Below are 18,549 nucleotides of genomic sequence, written 5' to 3' on the forward strand. Positions count from 1 at the left end.
CAGCCTCCATTCCTGGAGGGCAGGGACATGACTGAATACGACGCGATCGTCATCGGCGCGGGACACAACGGGTTGGCCGCGGCGGTGCTGCTGCAGAAGGCCGGGCTGCGAACGGTGTGCCTGGACGCCAAGCTGTATGCCGGTGGTATGGCTTCCACCGTCGAGCTTTTCGACGGGTACCAATTCGAGATCGCCGGATCGGTGCAGTTCCCGACGGCGTCGGTGGTCGTCGAGGAATTGGGCCTGGACACCCTCGAGACGCTCGACCTGGAGGTGATGTCGGTCGCGGTGCGCGGCGTCGGTGACGACCCGCTGGTCCAGTACAGCGACCCGATCAAGTTGTTCACCCACCTCAACGAGGTGCACGGCGCGGACGCCGTCAACGGGATGGCCGGCCTGATGGCCTGGAGCCAGGCGCCCACCCGGGCGCTCGGCCGATTCGAGGCGGGCACGGAGCCCAAGACTTTCGACGAGATGTACGCCTGCGCCACCAACGAATTCGAGCGCTCGGCGATCGACGACATGCTGTTCGGGTCGGTCACCGACGTGTTGGACCGCTACCTGCCGGACCGCGAGAAGCACGGCGCGCTGCGCGGCTCGATGACCGTGCTGGCCGTCAACACCCTGTACCGCGGGCCGTCCACCCCGGGCAGCGCGGCCGCGCTGGCCTTCGGGCTCGGGGTTCCCGACGGGGACACCATGCAGATGAAGAAGCTGCGCGGCGGCATCGGCGCGCTCACCGCGCACCTCGCCCAGCTGTTGGAGAGCCTGGGCGGCGAGGTCCGGCTGCGCACCAAGGTGACCGAGATCCTGGTCGCCGACGGGCGGGTGACCGGCGTGCGCACCGAGGCGGGCGACACCGTGACCGCGCCGGTCGTCGTCTCGAACCTCGCGCCGGACCTGACGCTCAACGAGATGATCGACCCCGCGGCGCTGCCCGCCGACATCCGCGAGCGGTACGCGGGGATCGACCACCGCGGCAGCTACCTGCAGATGCACTTCGCGCTGGACGAGGCCCCCCAGTTCGCCGCGCCGTACGAGGCGCTCAACGAGCCGGCGATGCAGGCCTCGATCGGCCTCTTCTGCACCCCCGAGGAAGTCCAGCAGCAGTGGGAGGAGGCCCGGCGCGGCATCGTGCCGACCGACCCGACGGTGGTGTTGCAGATCCCCTCGCAGAACGATCCCGACCTGGCGCCCGCGGGCAAGCATGCCGCGTCGGCGTTCGCGCTGTGGTTCCCGATCGAGGGCGGGGCGGACTACGGCCAAACGAAGGTCGAAATGGGCCAGCGGGTCATCGACAAGATCACCCGGCTCGCGCCGAACTTCGAGCGCAGCATCATCCGGCACACCACGTTCACGCCCCGGCACATGGGCGTGATGTTCGGCGCCCCCGGTGGCGACTACTGCCACGGCCTGTTGAGCTCGGACCAGATCGGGCCGAACCGGCCGGGCCCGAGAGGCTTTCGCGGCCAACCGATCCCGATCCAGGGGCTGTACCTCGGCGGCGCCGGGTGCCACGGTGGCCCGGGAATCACGTTCATCCCCGGCTACAACGCGGCCCGCGCGGCGCTGGAGGACTTGGGCCGCTAGAGGCCGCTGGGGGGACCGCTAGTACCTCGCCGAGCGGGCAACCATTGCGAGAAATCGAGCGAGAATTCGCAAGGAATGCTGGTTCGGTGACTCGTCAGCCCCGCCCGGCCAGCAGTTCGTCCAGCAGTGCGACGAACTCGTCCGGGCGCGCCGGCGTGAATGCCGGGCTGGGCCAGGTCCCCGGGACGTCCAAGGTGATCAAGGTGGACTTGAACGGCCGTTGCACGTCCAGGGGCAGCCAGCGGCGCAGGTCGGAGCTGCCCCAGATGCGGAAGCGCTGCATGAACATGCCCAGCCCCTCGGCCTTGTAGCCGTCGATGGCGTCCAGCGCGATGACCTTCGACGTGCCGGAGGGAAAGTGGTAGCGGCGCAACGTGATCGCGGCGCGATCCAGCTGGACCAGGCCATCGTCGTAGCTGGCGTTCATTTCCGAGTGCTTCGCAGCTCATGCCCGCGCGCGGTCAGGCAGCGGCCGTCGCCCAGCCGCCACTGCCACCCGTGCAGGTTGCAGGTCAACGTGTCGTCCTCGATCACACCGAATTTCGATAGGTCGGCCTTGAGGTGGGGGCATCGACGCTGAATCTCCCAGCCGTCCAAGGTGATCGACGCGGAGTCGTCGTGGGTCTCGGCGAACCAGCCGTCGGCGTAGGCGATGCGTTCGTCGGTCAGGCACTTGAAGAACGTGTACAGGTACTCGTTGTAGCCGCCCACCCGCCAGGCGGAAAACCGGGTGGACAAGAAGATGGTGTTGACCCAGTCGGGTTCGTGATCGCGCAGCACGGTGCGCACCAATTCGGGCGCGATGGCGAAGCCGTAGCGGACCTTTTCGTCGGGAATCCGTTCGCGCACGGTTCTTTTCGGGAAGTCCAGGATCACCGCCTCGGGGCCGATGACCAGTTCGACGGGATAGCCGATGCCGTCGCAGATCTCGTCGCTTTGCAGCATGATCGGCTCGAACAGCGCGCGCAGTTGTTCGAGCAGCGGCTCGCCCGCCGGCGGGGCCCAGCTCGCGTGCTCGGCGGCCAGCACCGGGGCCATCCGCTCGGCGTACTCGGCGATGTAGGCCGCTTTTCCGGTGGTGAAGATGGCCTCGACCTGGTCGTCGGGCAGCGGATGGGTCAGCGAATTCAGCGTCGAGCCGGTGAAGTCCGCGGTCGACCCGGGCATCATCAGCAGGCCGCGCTCGTGCCCGTGCGCGCGCATCTGCTCGAGGAACACCACCTGGTCGGGAAAAATGTTGGCCGGATCGCCGTGGTCGTCGTTGAGGTGGCGCAACTCGGGGTCCAAGAAGCACGGCGGCCCAGCCGACGGCACGACCCAGGTCGCCCCGACCTGGGCGATGTACTGACGGGCGCGGTCCATGCCGCGCTGCCTCTTTTGGCTGGCGAACGACTCCTTGGCGCGGGCCGGCATGTCGTAGACCATCGGGTACCAGATCGCCCCGGAGTACTGCAGCAGGTGCACGTCGACATGGCCGAAGTCCGCGGCCAACACGTCCAGATCCACCGGCCGGGCGTCGTTCATGTTGAAAACCGTTGTCTCGCCGTCGGAGACGACCAGTGCCGAATCGCCGATCGGGCCGTCGGCCGGCGCACGCAGGGCGATGATCATGATGTCGAGGTCGCCCTTGGGCCCACTGAGCCGGTGCGTGGTGGAGTCGGTGGTCTCGAAAAACCGGTGAAACCCCAGCTTTTGCAGCTCGTTTCGCAGGTCGGGCACCGGGAAGTCGGGCAGCAGCACCACCGCGTCCTTGTTGACGTGATCGCGCAGATTCTTGGCGTCGAAGTGGTCCTTGTGCAGGTGCGAGACGTACAGGTAGTCGCAGTCGCCCAGTTGGTCCCAGTCCAGCCCGCTGTTGTCCGGGAACGGGAACCAGGACGCGAAGTAGGCGGGATTGACCCAGGGGTCACAAAGGATGTTGCCCGCCCGGGTCGCAATCAGGAATCCGGCGTGACCTACGCTCGTGACCTGCACTGATACCTTTCGGGGACGTTGTGGGTTGACGGCTTGTCAGGCCCCGAGCTTAGCGCGAGGCCGCATCTTCGGGCGGCCTGCGTCGCCCCGCTCCAGCGCTTGAGGCGCCGCACAGCCCGGAGCACTAGGCTGAAGCGCTGTGGAACCGGTATACGGGACTGTCATCCAGCTCGCCCGCCTGGTCTGGCGCATCCAGGGTCTCAAGATCTCCGTCTCGGGCGTCGAGAACCTGCCAAAGACCGGCGGTGCCGTCATCGCGATCAACCACACCGGCTACCTGGACTTCACTTTCGCGGGACTGCCCGCCTACAAGCAGGGCCTCGGGCGCAAGGTGCGGTTCATGGCCAAGCAGGAGGTCTTCGACAGCAAGATCACCGGGCCGATCATGCGCAGCCTGCGGCACATCTCGGTGGACCGGCAGGACGGGGCCGCGTCCTACGAAGCCGCCGTCAGGAACCTCAAAGACGGTGAGCTGGTGGGTGTCTACCCGGAAGCCACGATCAGCCGCAGCTTCGAGATCAAGGAGTTCAAGTCGGGGGCGGCCCGGATGGCGGTCGACGCGGGCGTCCCGATCGTTCCGCACATCGTCTGGGGTGCGCAGCGGATCTGGACCAAGGGGCACCCCAAGAAACTGTGGCGCCCGAAGGTGCCGATCGTGGTGCTCGCCGGCGAGCCGATCGAGCCGACGCTGGCCGTGGAGGAACTGAAGGGGTTGTTGCGTTCCCGGATGCAGCATTTGCTGGAGCGGGCCCAGGAGCAGTATGGACCCCACCCGGCCGGGGAATTCTGGGTGCCGCGCCGGTTGGGAGGCGGCGCCCCATCGTTAGCTGAGGCGGCCCGCATGGACGCCGAGGAGGCCGCCGAGAGGGCCGCCCGCCGCGCCCGGGCCGCCGGGCCACCACCGGAGCAGTAATGGCGGAGCCGACCTTTCGCGCGCTCGAGATCCTGGCCCAGCTCGTCGTCCTGGCCACCGGCACGCGCATCAGCTACAGCGGCGAGGAGAACATTCCCGACCGCGGCGGGGCCGTGATCGCGATCAACCACACCAGCTACGTCGACTTTCTTCCCGCCGCATTAGCCGTGCATCGCCGCCGCCGTCGGCTTAGATTCATGATCAAAGCCGAGATGCAGCAGGTGAAGGTGGTCAATTTCCTGATCAAGCACACCCGCACCATTCCCGTGGACCGTGGCGCCGGGGCGGACGCGTACGCGGTGGCGGTGCGGCGGCTGCGCGAGGGCGAGCTGGTCGGTGTCTACCCGGAGGCCACGATCAGCCGCAGCTTCGAGCTCAAGGAGTTCAAGACGGGCGCAGCCCGGATGGCCACCGAGGCCGACGTCCCGATCGTCCCGGTGATCGTCTGGGGTGCGCATCGGATCTGGACCAAGGACCATCCCCGGAACGTCGGCCGCAAGAAGCTGCCGATCAGCGTGCAAGTGGGGGCGCCGTTGCGGGCCGCCGGAGACATCGAGTCCACCAATGCCGCGCTGCGCGAATCGATGACGGCGCTGCTGCACCGGGCGCAGCAAGACTATCCGCACCCCGCCGGCGCCTACTGGGTACCGCGCCGGCTCGGCGGCGGCGCGCCGACCTTGGCGGAGGCGGCGCAGATAGAGGCCGACGAGGCGGCGGCACGGTCGGCCAGGAGGGCCGCCCACCGTGCCCCGCATCAGCCGCGTTAGGGGGAAGGAAGGAACATGGCAGAGCCGTTTTTCCGCTTGGCGGAGATCGTTGTTCCCGCGTTCGCTGCGATGAACGGAACCAAGCTCAATTACGAAGGCTTAGAGAACATTCCGGCGCGCGGCGGCGCCTTGATCGCGCTCAATCACACCAGCTACCTGGACTGGATGCCCGCGTCGATCGCCGCCCACGAACGTAAGCGGCGGCTGCGCTTCATGATCAAGGCCGAGATGGCGGACGTGAAGGCCGTCAACTTCGTGATCAAGCACTGCCAGCTCATTCCGGTGGACCGGCGGAACGGGGAAGAGGCGTACGCGGTGGCCGTCCAGAAGCTGCGCGAGGGTGAACTCGTCGGGCTCCATCCCGAGGCCACCATCAGCCGCAGTTACGAACTGCGGGAGTTCAAGTCGGGAGCGGCCCGCATGGCGCTGGAGGCCCGGGTGCCGATCATCCCCATGATCGTGTGGGGCGCCCACCGAATATGGCCCAAGGACCATCCAAAGAAGGTGTTTCGCAACAAGGTTCCGATCACCGTGGCCGCCGGGCGGCCGCTGGCACCGCAGGGCAACGCCGAGCAGCTCATCGCCGCGGTGCGCCAGACCATGAACGCGATGCTCTACCGGGTGCAGGAGGAGTATCCACACCCCGAGGGCGAGTTCTGGGTCCCGCGCCGGCTGGGCGGTTCCGCGCCAAACCAGGACGATTCCAGGGCGATCCGGTTGGCCGAATTGCAGGAGCGGATCCAACGATCCGGCACCGACGGCGTGACGCGACCGGGCCAGACCCAAAGCGGAATCCACTGAGAGAAAGCGGATTCTCTCGATGACCTTGCCGGCGCTGATCGCCTGCGACGTCGACGGCACCTTGTTCGACGAAAACGAGACCATCTCCCCGCGCACCCGTGACGCCGTGCGCGCCGCCGTCGCCGCCGGGGCACAGTTCGTCGTGGCGACCGGCCGGCCGCCGCGCTGGATACGGCCCGTGGTGGAGGCGCTCGGTTTCGCGCCAATCGCGGTGTGCGCCAACGGCGCCGTTCTGTACGATCCCGCGAACGACCGCGTGCTCTCGTCGCGAACGCTGGCGGTGGACACGCTGGCCGAGTTGGCGGAGCTCGCGACGCGCGTCATCCCGGGCGCGGGGCTGGCCGTCGAGCGGATCGGCGAACGCGCCCACGACACGGCGACGCCCCAGTTCATCAGCTCGCCGGGCTACGAGCACGCGTGGCTGAACCCGGACAACACCGAGGTGTCGATCGCCGATCTGCTGAGCGCCCCGGCGATCAAGCTGCTGATCCGCAAGGCCGGCGCCCGCAGTTCGGACATGGCCGCCGAACTCGCCAAACATGTTGGCATCGAAGGTGATATCACCTACTCGACGAACAACGGCCTGGTCGAGATCGTGCCGCTGGGGATCAGCAAGGCCAGCGGTGTGGAAGAGGTCGCCAAGCCGCAGGGGATCACCAGCGACGAGGTGGTGGCGTTCGGCGACATGCCCAACGACATCCCGATGTTGCTGTGGGCGGGCCACGGTGTGGCAATGGGTAACGCGCATCCCGACGTGCTGGCCGCCGCCGACGAGGTCACCATGCCCAACAGCGACGACGGGGTGGGACGCGTGCTGGAACGCTGGTGGCTCTAGCCGGCTGGCGTGATTGCGGCCGCTAGTTGTTGGGGCAGGTAATTGACCATCAGCGGGACCAATCCCATGAACGGCGTGCCGAAGATGGTGACGAGTAGGGGCACACCGCCCGGGAACCCGCTGAAATCTACCGTGGCGGTAATGGGGTGGGGCGGAACGAGAATGCCGTCAAAGGGCAGGTGCAGAGTGATCGGCAGGGTGGTGCTGACGGGGCCAATGATCGGCACTGTCACGCTTATCGGCACGGGGATCGTCATGTCCACGATGGTTTCGCCGTTCAGGAAGCCGTTGGCCACCACGGCCGGGGCGTTTACCAGCGCACCGAGGGCTCCCACCGGGTCGCCGGCCAACAGGGCCGTCTGAACCGCGGTCGCGCTGGTCGCGAGTCCCGTGAGCCCGGCGAGCGGCGCACCCGCCGCGGAATAGGTGATCACCAGCGGCAACCCGAAGAATGCGCTCAGCGAACCGGTTGTGGGGTTGGCCAGCGGTAAGGTGGCGGTCGCCGAAATGCTGGGAATCGTAAGCACATTGAGCACGTTGGTGAAGTTCTGCGACATCTGGCGGAGGATCGAGGGAGGCATCAGGTTGGTGAAGTACTGCGCCTCCTGCCCGGGAACGTTGGCGAGCGCGAACAGATTGCCCAGCGGGCCGAGCAGGGTGGGGGTCACCGTCGCAGTCACGGTGGGCGGAAATGGGGGAATCGGACCGATGTTGATCACCGGGGTGCCCGGGTCGGTCCCCGTCACCAGCAGATTGGCGAAGGCCTGCGCCACGTCCTGCACCGCGCCGAAGTAATTGCCCGCCAGGACGGCCTGCAGGGCCACCTGGAGCTGCGCGCCGAAAGCCGGCAGGCCGGCGATAATGCCGGTCGTCGCGGCGTAGAGGTTGATGAAGAACTCCTGGGCGAAGCCGATCTGGGTGGTGACGAACCCCTGAAGGGCCGTGACCGGGTTGAACGCCAGAAGTTGCTGGATGGCGGCCTGGAGGGCCGCCGGCAGGTTCGCCAGCACGGTCGGGAAGTTCTGGATGGTGTACGTGAGCGCCGCCGCGACCTGCTGCCAGTAACCCATCTGGTTGGCGATGACCTGGCGCAGGAACGGGAACGGGTCGGCCGCCCAGGCGCCGAAGACCGACTGCAGGTTCGCCGAAGTCGTGGCGATCAGCTGCCCGTACGCACCACCCGGGACGAAGGCGGCGGCCGCGCTGCCGAGCGCCTGGGCGGGCGCGTTCACCGTGCTCAGCAGGCCCTGCTCGACGTTGGCAATCTCGGTGCCCAGATACGCCGCCGCGCTACCGTTCAAGAGGCTCACGAACTCGTCGTGAAAAGCCGCCGCCTGCGCCGCGGCGGCATGGAATTCGCGGCCATAGGTGCCGAACACCTCTGAGATCGCCGCGGACACCTCGTCGGCGGCCGCGGCCGCGATCCCGGTGGTAGGGGCCGCCGCCGCGGCGGTCGCCTCGCTCAGGTTGGCGCGGATACCCGCCAGGTCATCCGCCGCCGCCGTCACCAGCTCCGGTTCTGTGATCACGAATGACATCGCCGTCTCCCCTCGACTCGGTATCAACCGGGTGATTGCCAGGCAAAGCCGAGCCTAGTGTGACGGAGCCCACAGCCGGCCCGGAATGGCGGTCAAAGTGTCGTCAGGTGGCGGTGGGGTGCGCCGGTAGCGAGAAGTGTTCGGAGGGCACCTCGGGACCGCTCGGCGACTGCAGCGGCGTCGTAATGCCGTCGACGACCTCGGCGACGTTTCCGGTGAGCCGCTCGTAGTTCAGCACCCCGTGCTGGAAATTCTGCGTAATGCGCAGCGGCTCTTGGATTTCCGCGCTGGTGGGCAACCCGAGCGGACCGCGCTCGTAGCTGAGCGAGGCCCAGGCGTCATAGATGGCGCCGGTAACCGGCTGCGCGCCGGTCTCGGGCGACCAGTACATCGCACCCTTGGCGAAGGTCGCGAAGCGGGCGCCGCCTTCGGCGTCGTCTTCCGGCGAGGTGGGTGCGCCGAGGACGCTGTTCATGCCGCCGAGCGCGAGCCAGTGCTCGTAGATGGCCCCGCCCTGCAGCGCCTTGATCAACTCCTCCGGAGGATCGTTGAAATGCGATGCGATGTCGCGGATTTCGTCCATCAGCGCGTAGGCGGCGTTGCCGGGGCAGTCGGTGTTGCCGACGTCGCGGTGGGTGAAGATGGTCGGCAGGTTCGCGACGGCGCCGGCCGGGAAGGTGGTGTAGTGGCTACCGGCCGACTCCAGGGCCACCGTGCCCTTGGGGTCGACGCCGTCCATGCCCAGCCGCCAGCCGAGCAACCGGCCCACGGTCCGCAGCTGGATGGGGGTGGGCGGCACGTCATCGAAGTTGCCGATCATCGCCACACCCCAGGTGTTGCGGTTGAAGCCGCCGGTGTGGAAGGCCTCCACGGCCTTGGTCAGCCCCCCGGCGCTGCCCTCGAACACCTGACCGTACTTGTCGACCAGCGCGTTGTAGGCGATGTCGCACCAGCCCAGGGTCTTGCTGTGGTAGGTGTAAATCGCCTTGACGATCCCGGCCGATTCCAGCGGGGAGTAGTCGTTGCTGCCCGCGGTGTGATGGATGACGGCGGCGCGAATCCCGTTGTCGTACTGGGGACTACCGCATCGCAGCGACTCGTCGGCGCCCCACTCCGCCCGGCTGATGATGGCGGGCGGCTGGCCGGGCATCATGACGCCCGACGGTGGCGTCCACTGGGTTCTGGCCGGCGCTTGCGGCGGGGAGATGAGGATCGCCGAGATGTTCTCCGCGTAGGGCTGTTCCCTGGACGCCGGCTTGTATCCGAGGCCCGCGTCGTTGGCCGGGGCCGGGGGCGGTTGGGTCGTCGGCGCATCGAGCGGTCGAGTGACCGCGATTTGGACCGTCGTCGTGGTGCCGACGAACACCGGATCGGTGCTGCGCGGGCCCTCGGTGGCTCCGGCGCTCGCGGGTCCGACGTCCGGGGCTGCGGTCTCGTATTCGGTCTGGTACCAGGGGCCCCAGGAGCCGTCGGAACGCTTGGCGCGCACCCGGGTGGACGTGCCGGCGAGGTCCCCGGTAAGGGCCACCAAGGAAAACGGGGTGTCCTGGCTGAGTTCGCGAACCGTAACGCCACCCCCGAGCCCGATCAGTGGCTGCTCGGCCAGCTGGGTCTCGGGCGGCCGCGGGGGTTTCGGCGCTCCCCGGTCGCGCGTCGCGTCGCCAACCCAGCAGACGATGACGACCGTGGCCGCGATGGCGGTAAGCAACATCGTCGGCGCGCGACTCCGGGACACCAGCTGATGTTACTTGTGTTTCTGGTGTTATTTATGAGGCGACACGATCTGGCACACTGAAAGACCACGAAAACCTGTTCGACGGCACCGCAGAGGGCGGGCTCTGCGGTGCCGTCAGGGGACAGGTTCCTCGCGGTCCTAGTGGGGTAGAACCGGCGCGGCGGCGCCGGTCAAAGCGCCGGTGGCACCGGTCGCGGCCGGTAGCGCACCCGCGGCGGCCGGCAGCGCACCGGCGGCAGCGCCCGGCAGGGCACCCGCGGCACCCGGCAGCGCTCCGGCGGCACCCGGCAGGGCACCGGCGGCACCCGCGGCAGCCGGCAGCGCACCGGCGGCAGCGCCCGGCAGGGCACCCGCGGCACCCGGCAGCGCACCGGCGGCACCCGGCAGGGCACCCGCAGCGCCCGGCAGGGCAGCGGCGGCGCCCGGCAGGGCCTTGGCCGCACCCGGCAGCGCACCCGCGGCGGCTGGCAACGCGGCACCCGGCGCGGCGCCCGCGGCGCTCTGCTGGATACCTTGCGTGATGGCAGGCATCACCAGGCCCTTGAGCAGGTCGATCGCCTGGTTGGCGCCCAACTGGTTGGCGGCCTGCATCAGGTCGTTCATCAGACCGCCGCCGCCGCCAGAGGTGCCGCCGGTCCCGCCGGTGCCGCCGGACGCGATCGGCGAGGCGCCGCCCAGCGTCGACGGGTCACCGAGGATGGGGTACGTGCCGCCGGCGCCCGGGTCCAATCCGGCCGTCGTCGAGTCGATCGGCACCTCGCTGGGCGAGAGCGTCGGGCTCGCCAGCCCGGGTGTGACCCCGGCCGGGCTGGTCAGCCCGGGGTTGGCGAGCGCGGGGTTGAGCCCCGCGGCCGGCGTCGTCGGCACCGCGCCCGGCGTGGCGACCCCGGGTGTGCCCGGCGTCGTGGGCGGCAGGCCCGGGTTGGCCAAAGCGGGGCTCGTCAAGCCCGGGCTGGTCAGCCCCGGACTGGTCAGCGCGGGGCTCGTCAAGCCTGGGCTGGTCAGCCCCGGGCTCGTCAAACCTGGACTGGTCAGACCCGGGCTGGTGAGGCCCGGACTGGTCAGACCCGGTGTGGTGGCACCGGTTCCGCTGAGGGCGGGCACCGGCGGCAGGTTGATGCCGAACTGCGACAGGCCCTGCGACAGCGCGCCCATCAACTCGCCGGGCAGGTCGGACATCACCGCGGCCTGCTTGAACTCGTGGTGCTCGGCCGGCTTGCTGCCGGCGGTCGATTCGTAGACCAGGAAGTATGCGCAAGGACTCGCCACTGCCACAGCGGCGACCGCGCTCATGGCTGTCGAAACCTTGCGTCGGCGTCGATTCGGCACGGAAGTCTCCTCGTATCTGGACAACTATTTGAACTGCTTGTTGTGTCGGCGTGCCCTGCCCGTCGTATCCGGCGTGATGCACACAGAGTCGATGGTACGAGTGAGATTGCTGTGACTAGAGTGCTGATATTGAATCGTGAGGTAATTGAGAGTCCGACTGTGACCGCGGTTTCCGACCATGCCCAAGCGGTCGCTATTTCGACTAACCCGGGCGCCGTGGCCTCGCCAAATGGGTTAGGCCCGCGCGGTCGGATACCCTAAGCAACCGATGACAGCTCGTTTCGACCTCCTCGTCGTCGGCTCCGGATTCTTCGGCCTGACCATTGCCGAGCGCGCGGCTACCCAACTCGGGAAGCGCGTGCTCGTCCTCGACCGGCGCCCGCATCTGGGCGGCAATGCGTACTCCGAGGCCGAGCCCCAGACCGGCATCGAGGTGCACAAGTACGGCGCCCACCTGTTTCACACCTCTAATAAGAGGGTCTGGGATTACGTGCGCCAGTTCACCGACTTCACCGACTACCGCCACCGCGTCTTCGCTATGCACAACGGGCAGGCCTACCAGTTCCCCATGGGGCTGGGCCTGGTGTCGCAATTCTTCGGCCGGTACTTCACCCCGGACGAGGCGCGGCAGCTGATCGCCGAGCAGGCCGCCGAGATCAACACCGCGGACGCGCAAAACCTGGAGGAGAAGGCGATCTCGCTGATCGGCCGGCCCCTTTACGAGGCGTTCGTCAAGGGCTACACGGCCAAGCAGTGGCAGACCGACCCCGCCACGCTGCCCGCCGCCGTCATCAATCGGCTGCCGGTGCGCTACACGTTCGACAACCGATACTTCAGCGACACCTACGAGGGCCTGCCGGTCGACGGCTACACGGCGTGGCTGCAGCGGATGGCCGACGACGACCGCATCGAGGTCAGGCTGAACACCGACTGGTTCGACGTGCGCGACCAACTGCGCGCGGAGTCACCGGACGCCCCCGTCGTGTACACGGGACCGCTGGACCGCTACTTCGACTACGCCGAGGGCCGCCTGGGCTGGCGCACACTGGACTTCGAGGTGGAAGTGCTGCCGATCGGGGATTTCCAGGGGACACCGGTGATGAACTACAACGACCTCGACGTGCCCTACACCCGGATCCACGAATTCCGTCACTTCCACCTCGAGCGTGACTACCCGACCGACAAGACGGTGATCATGCGCGAGTACTCCCGCTTCGCCGAAGACGATGACGAGCCCTACTACCCGATCAACACCGAGGCCGACCGCGCCCTGTTGGCCGCCTATCGAGAACGGGCGAGGGCCGAGACGGCGTCGTCGAAGGTCCTGTTCGGCGGCCGGCTGGGCACCTACCAATACCTGGACATGCACATGGCCATCGCCAGCGCGCTGAGCATGTACGACAACATCCTTGCGCCGCACCTGCGCGACGGCGCACCACTCATGCAAGACGAGGGGGCGAACGCATGAGCGCGGTCAGTCTGCTGTCCCGAATCATCCTGCCGCGTCCGGGCGAACCCCTCGACGTGCGCAAGCTTTACCTCGAGGAGTCGACCACCAACGCGCGGCGCGCGCACGCGACATCGCGCACCTCGCTACAGATCGGCGCCGAGTCGGAGGTGTCATTCGCGACGTACTTCAACGCGTTCCCGGCCAGCTACTGGCGGCGCTGGTCGATCTGCACGTCGGTGGTGTTGCGGGTCGAGCTGACCGGAACCGGACGCGTCGACATGTACCGGACCAAGGCCACCGGGGTGCGGATCTCGGTGGAGGGCCGCCAGTTCGTCGGCACCGACGATCAGCCGGCGGTCATCGAGATCGAGGTGCCGCTCAAGCCGTTCGAGGACGGCGGCTGGATCTGGTTCGACATCACCACCGACACGGCGGTCAGCCTGCTCAGCGGTGGGTGGTACGCCACCGAGCCCGCTCCGGGCACCGCCAACGTCGCCGTCGGTATCCCCACCTTCAACCGTCCCGCCGACTGTGTCAACGCACTGGCCGACCTCACCGCAGATCCATTGGTGGACAAGGTGATTGGGGCGGTAATCGTGCCGGACCAGGGCGTCCGCAAGGTGCGCGACCACCCCGACTTTCCGGCCGCCGCCGCCGGCCTGGGCGACCGGCTGTCGATCCACGACCAGCCGAACCTCGGCGGTTCCGGCGGATACAGCCGGGTGATGTACGAGGCGCTGAAAAACACGGACTGCCAACAGATCCTGTTCATGGACGACGACATTCGCATCGAGCCGGACACCATCCTGCGGGTGCTGGCGCTGAACCGCTTCGCCAAGACCCCGATGCTGATCGGCGGTCAGATGCTCAACCTGCAGGAGCCGTCGCACCTGCATATCATGGGCGAGGTCGTCAACCAGTCGAACTTCATGTGGACCGCCGCGCCGCACGCCGAGTACGACCACGACTTCGCGCAATTCCCCTTGAACGACAACAACGATCGGAGCGCGCTGCTGCACCGGCGCATCGACGTCGACTTCAACGGCTGGTGGACGTGCATGATCCCGCGGCAGGTCGCCGAGGAGATCGGCCAGCCGGTGCCGTTGTTCATCAAATGGGACGACGCCGAATACGGCCTGCGCGCCGGCGAGCACGGCTATCCGACGGTCACCTTGCCCGGGGCCGCGATCTGGCACATGGCGTGGAGCGACAAGGACGACGCCATCGACTGGCAGGCCTATTTCCACTTGCGCAACCGGTTGGTGGTCGCGGCGCTGCACTGGGACGGCGATATCACCGGACTGGTCCGCAGCCACCTCAAGGCGACGCTGAAACACCTTGCCTGCCTTGAATACTCGACTGTCGCGATCCAGAACAGGGCGATCGACGACTTTCTGGCCGGTCCCGAGCACATCTTCTCGATCCTGGAATCGGCGCTGCCGGAAGTGCACCGCATCCGCAAGGAGTACCCGGACGCCGTCGTGCTGCCGGCCGCGAGCGAGCTGCCGCCGCCGCAGAACAAGACCAAGGCGATGAAGCCGCCGGTGAACCCCGTTTCCATCAGTTACCGGCTGGCGCGCGGGATATTGCACAACATGACAGCGGCCGACCCGGAAGCCCACACGCGTCCGGAGTACAACGTGCCGACCCAGGACGCGCGCTGGTTCCGGCTCTGCACGGTCGACGGCGTGACGGTCACGACCGCCGACGGGTGCGGCGTGGTCTACCGGCAGCGCGACCGTCGAAAGATGATGTCGCTGTTGCTGAAATCGCTACGTCGCCAGCGCAAGTTGCTGGGCCGGTTCGACGAAATGCGCCGGGTCTACCGGGAGGCGCTGCCCGTGCTGTCCAGCAAGCAGAAGTGGGAGACGGCGTTGTTGCCGGCCGGCGAGTCAAAACATGGTTGAATCGGCCGCCCCGCGCGGTGAGGTCGCCGCGCTGGTGGCCGTCCAGTCGGCGCTGGCCGACAGGCCCGGAGTGCTGGGCGCGGCGCGGGGGTTGTCCCACTTCGGCGAGCACAGCATCGGCTGGCTGGTGGTGGCGCTGTTCGGTGCGGTGCTGATGCCGAGCCGTCGCCGCGAGTGGCTGGTGGCCGGGGCCGGCGCGTTCGTCGCGCACGCCGCCGCCGTGCTGGTCAAGCGCCTGGTGCGGCGCAAGCGGCCCCATCACCCGGCGGTCGCGGTGAACGTCGGAACGCCGAGCCAACTGAGCTTCCCCTCCGCACACGCCACCTCCACCACCGCCGCGGCCATCCTGATGAGTCGCGCAACCGGGCTCCCGTTGCCCGTGTTGCTCGTCCCTCCGATGGCGCTGTCGCGGATACTGCTGGGCGTGCACTATCCCAGCGACGTAGTCTTCGGCATCGCCCTCGGTGCCGCCGTCGCGGGGATCGCCGACCGAGCGCGAGAGGCGTGCCCAAATGAGTGAAGACGTGGTGGTCGGGCCTCCGGGGAACCTGATCGTCGGGGTGGTCAAGGCGATCCGCCCGCGCCAATGGGTGAAGAACGTCCTCGTCCTGGCGGCGCCGCTGAGCGCGGCGGGACGCGGCCACCGATATGACTACGGCCAGCTGGGAATTCAGGTGGCGGTGGCCTTCGCGGTGTTCAGCCTGGCGGCCTCCGCGGTGTACCTGATCAACGACGTCCGCGACGTCGAGGCCGACCGCGAACACCCCACCAAGCGGTTCCGCCCGATCGCCGCCGGCGTGGTGCCGGAATGGCTGGCCTATGGCCTGGCGGTGGTGCTCGGGGTGGCGTCGCTCGGCCTGGCGTGGTGGCTGACGCCGAACCTGGCGGTGGTGATGGCGGTCTACATCGCCATGCAGCTGGGCTACTGCTTCGGCCTCAAGCACCAGGCGGTGATGGACATCTGCATCGTGTCGTCGGCGTACCTGCTGCGGGCCATCGCCGGGGGCGCGGCCACCGACACCCGGCTGTCGCAGTGGTTTTTGCTCATGGCGGCATTCGCGTCGCTGTTCATGGTGGCCGGCAAGCGCTACGCCGAACTGCAACTTGCCGAACGCACCGGCGCGGCGATCCGCAAGGCGCTGGAGAGCTACACCAGCACCTACCTGCGCTTCGTCTGGACGATGTCGGCCACCGCGGTGGTGCTGTGCTACGGGCTGTGGGCATTCGAGCGCGAACACGGCGAGGCGGGCTGGTTCGTGGTGTCCATGGTCCCGTTCACCATCGCGATCCTGCGCTACGCGGTCGACGTCGACGGCGGGCTGGCCGGGGAGCCCGAAGACATTGCGTTGCGCGACCGGGTGCTGCAGCTGTTGGCGCTGGCGTGGATCGCAACAGTTGGGGCCGCCGTTGCCTTCGGCTAGCCCCCATCTGGAAGGCCTGAAGGCGCTGGGGGTGGGGGTGCTGCGCCGGCCGGTGATCAGGCGGCCCGGCCGGCCTTGGAAAACGGTCAAGTTCCCCTACGTCACCGCGGTGCGGGTCAGCCTGTGGATCAGCGTGGCGGTGGTCGCCGTCCTGTTCGGGTGGGGCGCGTGGCAGCGGCGCTGGATCGCCGACGACGGGCTCATCGTGCTGCGCACGGTGCGCAATTTGCTGGCCGGCAACGGCCCGGTCTTCAACCAGGGCGAACGGGTCGAGGCGAACACCTCCACGGCGTGGACCTATCTGATGTATCTGGGCAGCTGGGTCGGCGGCCCGATGCGCATGGAGTACGTGGCTCTGGCGCTGGCCCTGACGCTTTCGGTGCTGGGCGTGGCATTTTTGATGCTGGGCGCCGGCCGCTTGTACGCGCCCAGCCTGCGGGGCCGCCGGGCGATCATGCTGCCCGCCGGCGCGCTGGTCTACATCGCGTTGCCGCCCGCCCGCGACTTTGCCACATCGGGCCTGGAGAGCGGCCTGGCGCTGGCCTACCTGGGGCTGCTGTGGTGGATGATGGTGTGCTGGGCGCAGCCGGTGCGCGGGCGTCCGGGTGGCCCGGTCTTCGTCGGTGCGCTGGCCTTCGTCGCCGGGTTCAGCGTTCTCGTCCGACCCGAGCTGGCGCTGATGGGCGGGCTGGCGCTGATCATGATGCTCATCGCCGCCCGCAACTGGCGGCGCCGGGCGCTGGTCGTGGTGGCCGGCGGCTTTCTGCCGGTCGCCTACGAGATCTTCCGGATGGGCTACTACGGCCTGCTGGTGCCCGGCACGGCGTTGGCCAAGGACGCGGCCGGCGACAAGTGGTCGCAGGGAATGATCTACCTGGCCAACTTCAATGCTCCCTACGCCGTGTGGGTTCCGGTGCTGCTGCTGGTGCCGCTCGGCGTGCTGGTGGTGGTGGCCCGGCGGCGCCCGTCGTTCCTGCGCCCGGCGCTGTCGCCGGATTACGGACGCCTGGCACGCGCGGTGCAGAGCCCGTCGGCGGTCGTCGCATTCGTCCTCGTCAGTGGCCTGCTGCAGGGGCTCTACTGGATCCGGCAGGGCGGCGATTTCATGCACGCGAGGGTGTTGCTGGCGCCGTTATTTTGTTTGCTGGCGCCGGTGGCCGTCATCCCGGTTGCGCTGCCCGACGGGCAGGACTATTCGCGGGAGACCGGCTACTGGGCGGCCGGTGCCGCCGGCGCCCTGTGGCTGGGCGTCGCGGGCTGGTCGCTGTGGGCAGCAAACTCACCCGGGATGGGCGACGACGCCACCCACGTCACCTACTCGGGCATCGTCGACGAGCGCCGCTTCTACGCACAGGCCACCGGGCATGCGCACCCGCTGACGGCCGCCGACTACCTGGACTACCCGAGGATGGCCGCCGTCCTGACCGCGCTCGACAACACCCCGGAGGGCGCGTTGTTGCTGCCGTCGGGCAACTACACCCAGTGGGACCTGGTGCCGATGCTGCAGCCCGCACCCGGGGACGCCAAGGCGCCGCAAAAACCGCAACACGCCGTGTTTTTCACCAACCTGGGCATGCTGGGGATGAACGTCGGGCTTGATGTGCGGGTGATCGACCAGATCGGGCTGGCAAACCCGCTCGCCCAGCACACGGAGCGGCTGAAGCACGGCCGAATCGGGCACGACAAGAACCTCTTCCCGGACTGGGTGATCGCCGACGGCCCGTGGGTGAAGTTGTATCCGGGAATTCCAGGCTATTTGGACGTGAACTGGGTCGCGCAGGCCGTCGCGGCGCTGCAATGCCCCGAGACGAAGGCGATGCTGAGCTCGGTGCGAGCCCCAATGACCTTGCATCGCTTCGTTTCCAACGTCGTACACAGCTTCGAGTTCACCAAGTACCGAATCGATCGCGTTCCGCTCTACGAGCTCGCCAGGTGTGGGCTGCCGGTTCCGCAGGCGATCCCGCGCCCTCCCGGCGAATGAGGCGTCGCATCCTGATTTTTTTCGGCACATCTCCAAACCGGCGCTGCGGGCGACTGTGCGGCACATTGCCAGCAACTTCACATCTGTGCTCTCACCAGTGATCGACCGCGGCCAAGCACATGCGGAAACGCGGTTCTCGACCGGACCGTTCGGCCCGAAAATCGTTGCAAAATTGCCCCGAATGGCTGTTTGCCTGACCTGCTCGATGAGAGGGGATGGCCGATGGTGTGGTTGACTACACGAGCACTGCTGCGCAGATCGTATGCAGTACGACCCAATTCGACGATGCGCCTGTACTAAGGGCGCGC

Annotated in this window: 14 protein-coding genes and 1 pseudogene; 10 read left to right on the forward strand and 5 right to left on the reverse strand. The window is 68.0% G+C overall.

Annotation, left to right across the window (positions count from 1 at the left end; all coding sequences use genetic code 11):
• Nucleotides 1–27 precede the first annotated feature (27 nt).
• Nucleotides 28–1,590 (forward strand): NAD(P)/FAD-dependent oxidoreductase, encoded by a 1,563-nt coding sequence (locus AWB92_RS20570; RefSeq protein ID WP_085188920.1) that lies wholly within the window; start codon nucleotides 28–30, stop codon nucleotides 1,588–1,590.
• A 94-nt stretch (nucleotides 1,591–1,684) separates the two neighbouring features.
• On the opposite strand, the gene AWB92_RS20575 is transcribed toward AWB92_RS20570, so the two are convergent.
• Together AWB92_RS20575 and AWB92_RS20580 are read right to left on the reverse strand one after the other, a co-directional pair.
• Entirely contained in the window at nucleotides 1,685–2,017 is a 333-nt protein-coding gene (locus tag AWB92_RS20575) for a hypothetical protein (protein ID WP_085188922.1), read from the reverse strand.
• Nucleotides 2,014–3,564 (reverse strand): MBL fold metallo-hydrolase, encoded by a 1,551-nt coding sequence (locus AWB92_RS20580; protein ID WP_085188924.1) that lies wholly within the window; start codon nucleotides 3,562–3,564, stop codon nucleotides 2,014–2,016. Before AWB92_RS20580 ends, AWB92_RS20575 begins: the two co-directional genes overlap by 4 nt.
• A 139-nt stretch (nucleotides 3,565–3,703) precedes the next feature.
• Here AWB92_RS20580 and AWB92_RS20585 point away from each other — a divergent pair, with 139 nt between their 5' ends.
• From AWB92_RS20585 to AWB92_RS20600, 4 genes are read left to right on the forward strand one after another with little or no spacing between them, the layout of a single operon-like run.
• A complete protein-coding gene (locus AWB92_RS20585) occupies nucleotides 3,704–4,477 on the forward strand; it encodes a 1-acyl-sn-glycerol-3-phosphate acyltransferase (protein WP_085188926.1) in 774 nt (257 codons plus the stop codon).
• Complete coding sequence (locus AWB92_RS20590) at nucleotides 4,477–5,244, forward strand: 1-acyl-sn-glycerol-3-phosphate acyltransferase (protein ID WP_085188928.1); 768 nt, start codon at nucleotides 4,477–4,479, stop codon at nucleotides 5,242–5,244. Before AWB92_RS20585 ends, AWB92_RS20590 begins: the two co-directional genes overlap by 1 nt.
• 15 nt (nucleotides 5,245–5,259) lie before the next feature.
• Complete coding sequence (locus AWB92_RS20595; protein ID WP_085188930.1) at nucleotides 5,260–6,045, forward strand: lysophospholipid acyltransferase family protein; 786 nt, start codon at nucleotides 5,260–5,262, stop codon at nucleotides 6,043–6,045.
• A 19-nt stretch (nucleotides 6,046–6,064) separates the two neighbouring features.
• Entirely contained in the window at nucleotides 6,065–6,880 is an 816-nt protein-coding gene (locus AWB92_RS20600; RefSeq protein WP_085188932.1) for a Cof-type HAD-IIB family hydrolase, read from the forward strand.
• Here the strand turns inward: AWB92_RS20600 and AWB92_RS20605 are convergent.
• The 3 genes and pseudogenes from AWB92_RS20605 to AWB92_RS20615 all read right to left on the reverse strand — a co-directional run.
• Complete coding sequence (locus AWB92_RS20605) at nucleotides 6,877–8,418, reverse strand: PE family protein (protein WP_085188934.1); 1,542 nt, start codon at nucleotides 8,416–8,418, stop codon at nucleotides 6,877–6,879. The two genes, AWB92_RS20600 and AWB92_RS20605, sit on opposite strands and share 4 nt — an antisense overlap.
• Nucleotides 8,419–8,521: 103 nt before the next feature.
• A complete protein-coding gene (locus AWB92_RS20610; protein ID WP_193791415.1) occupies nucleotides 8,522–10,156 on the reverse strand; it encodes an LGFP repeat-containing protein in 1,635 nt (544 codons plus the stop codon).
• Nucleotides 10,157–10,657: 501 nt separating this feature from the next.
• Nucleotides 10,658–11,482: pseudogene (locus tag AWB92_RS20615) on the reverse strand (PirG); the annotation flags it as partial.
• 268 nt (nucleotides 11,483–11,750) lie between these two features.
• On the opposite strand from AWB92_RS20615, the gene glf reads away from it, so the two are divergent.
• The 5 genes from glf to aftB are packed head-to-tail and all read left to right on the forward strand — an operon-like array spanning nucleotide 11,751 to nucleotide 18,241.
• Complete coding sequence (gene glf / locus AWB92_RS20620) at nucleotides 11,751–12,950, forward strand: UDP-galactopyranose mutase (RefSeq protein ID WP_068103410.1); 1,200 nt, start codon at nucleotides 11,751–11,753, stop codon at nucleotides 12,948–12,950.
• Nucleotides 12,947–14,839, forward strand: a complete 1,893-nt coding sequence (locus AWB92_RS20625; RefSeq protein ID WP_085188941.1) for a glycosyltransferase — start codon at nucleotides 12,947–12,949, stop codon at nucleotides 14,837–14,839. Before glf ends, AWB92_RS20625 begins: the two co-directional genes overlap by 4 nt.
• Nucleotides 14,832–15,359 carry a phosphatase PAP2 family protein gene (locus AWB92_RS20630; protein ID WP_085188943.1) on the forward strand — a complete coding sequence of 176 codons (528 nt, stop codon included), beginning with the start codon at nucleotides 14,832–14,834 and terminating at the stop codon, nucleotides 15,357–15,359. The genes AWB92_RS20625 and AWB92_RS20630 overlap by 8 nt, the downstream gene beginning before the upstream one ends.
• A complete protein-coding gene (locus AWB92_RS20635) occupies nucleotides 15,352–16,260 on the forward strand; it encodes a decaprenyl-phosphate phosphoribosyltransferase (protein WP_085188945.1) in 909 nt (302 codons plus the stop codon). The genes AWB92_RS20630 and AWB92_RS20635 overlap by 8 nt, the downstream gene beginning before the upstream one ends.
• Complete coding sequence (aftB, locus tag AWB92_RS20640) at nucleotides 16,247–18,241, forward strand: terminal beta-(1->2)-arabinofuranosyltransferase (protein WP_277622311.1); 1,995 nt, start codon at nucleotides 16,247–16,249, stop codon at nucleotides 18,239–18,241. Before AWB92_RS20635 ends, aftB begins: the two co-directional genes overlap by 14 nt.
• Nucleotides 18,242–18,549: the final 308 nt, after the last annotated feature.

The sequence above is a fragment of the Mycobacterium sp. IEC1808 genome, assembly GCF_002101935.1.
In the GTDB taxonomy this organism is placed as follows: domain Bacteria; phylum Actinomycetota; class Actinomycetes; order Mycobacteriales; family Mycobacteriaceae; genus Mycobacterium.

Excerpts from the sequence above, each read along its gene's own strand:
- AWB92_RS20600 (WP_085188932.1), top strand. The coding sequence starts at position 6,065 with ATGACCTTGCCGGCGCTGATCGCCTGCGACGTCGACGGCACCTTGTTC.
- AWB92_RS20590 (WP_085188928.1), top strand. The coding sequence starts at position 4,477 with ATGGCGGAGCCGACCTTTCGCGCGCTCGAGATCCTGGCCCAGCTCGTC.
- AWB92_RS20625 (WP_085188941.1), top strand. The coding sequence starts at position 12,947 with ATGAGCGCGGTCAGTCTGCTGTCCCGAATCATCCTGCCGCGTCCGGGC.
- AWB92_RS20570 (WP_085188920.1), top strand. The coding sequence starts at position 28 with ATGACTGAATACGACGCGATCGTCATCGGCGCGGGACACAACGGGTTG.
- AWB92_RS20635 (WP_085188945.1), top strand. The coding sequence starts at position 15,352 with ATGAGTGAAGACGTGGTGGTCGGGCCTCCGGGGAACCTGATCGTCGGG.
- AWB92_RS20575 (WP_085188922.1), bottom strand. The coding sequence starts at position 2,017 with ATGAACGCCAGCTACGACGATGGCCTGGTCCAGCTGGATCGCGCCGCG.
- glf (WP_068103410.1), top strand. The coding sequence starts at position 11,751 with ATGACAGCTCGTTTCGACCTCCTCGTCGTCGGCTCCGGATTCTTCGGC.
- AWB92_RS20605 (WP_085188934.1), bottom strand. The coding sequence starts at position 8,418 with ATGTCATTCGTGATCACAGAACCGGAGCTGGTGACGGCGGCGGCGGAT.
- AWB92_RS20630 (WP_085188943.1), top strand. The coding sequence starts at position 14,832 with ATGGTTGAATCGGCCGCCCCGCGCGGTGAGGTCGCCGCGCTGGTGGCC.
- AWB92_RS20595 (WP_085188930.1), top strand. The coding sequence starts at position 5,260 with ATGGCAGAGCCGTTTTTCCGCTTGGCGGAGATCGTTGTTCCCGCGTTC.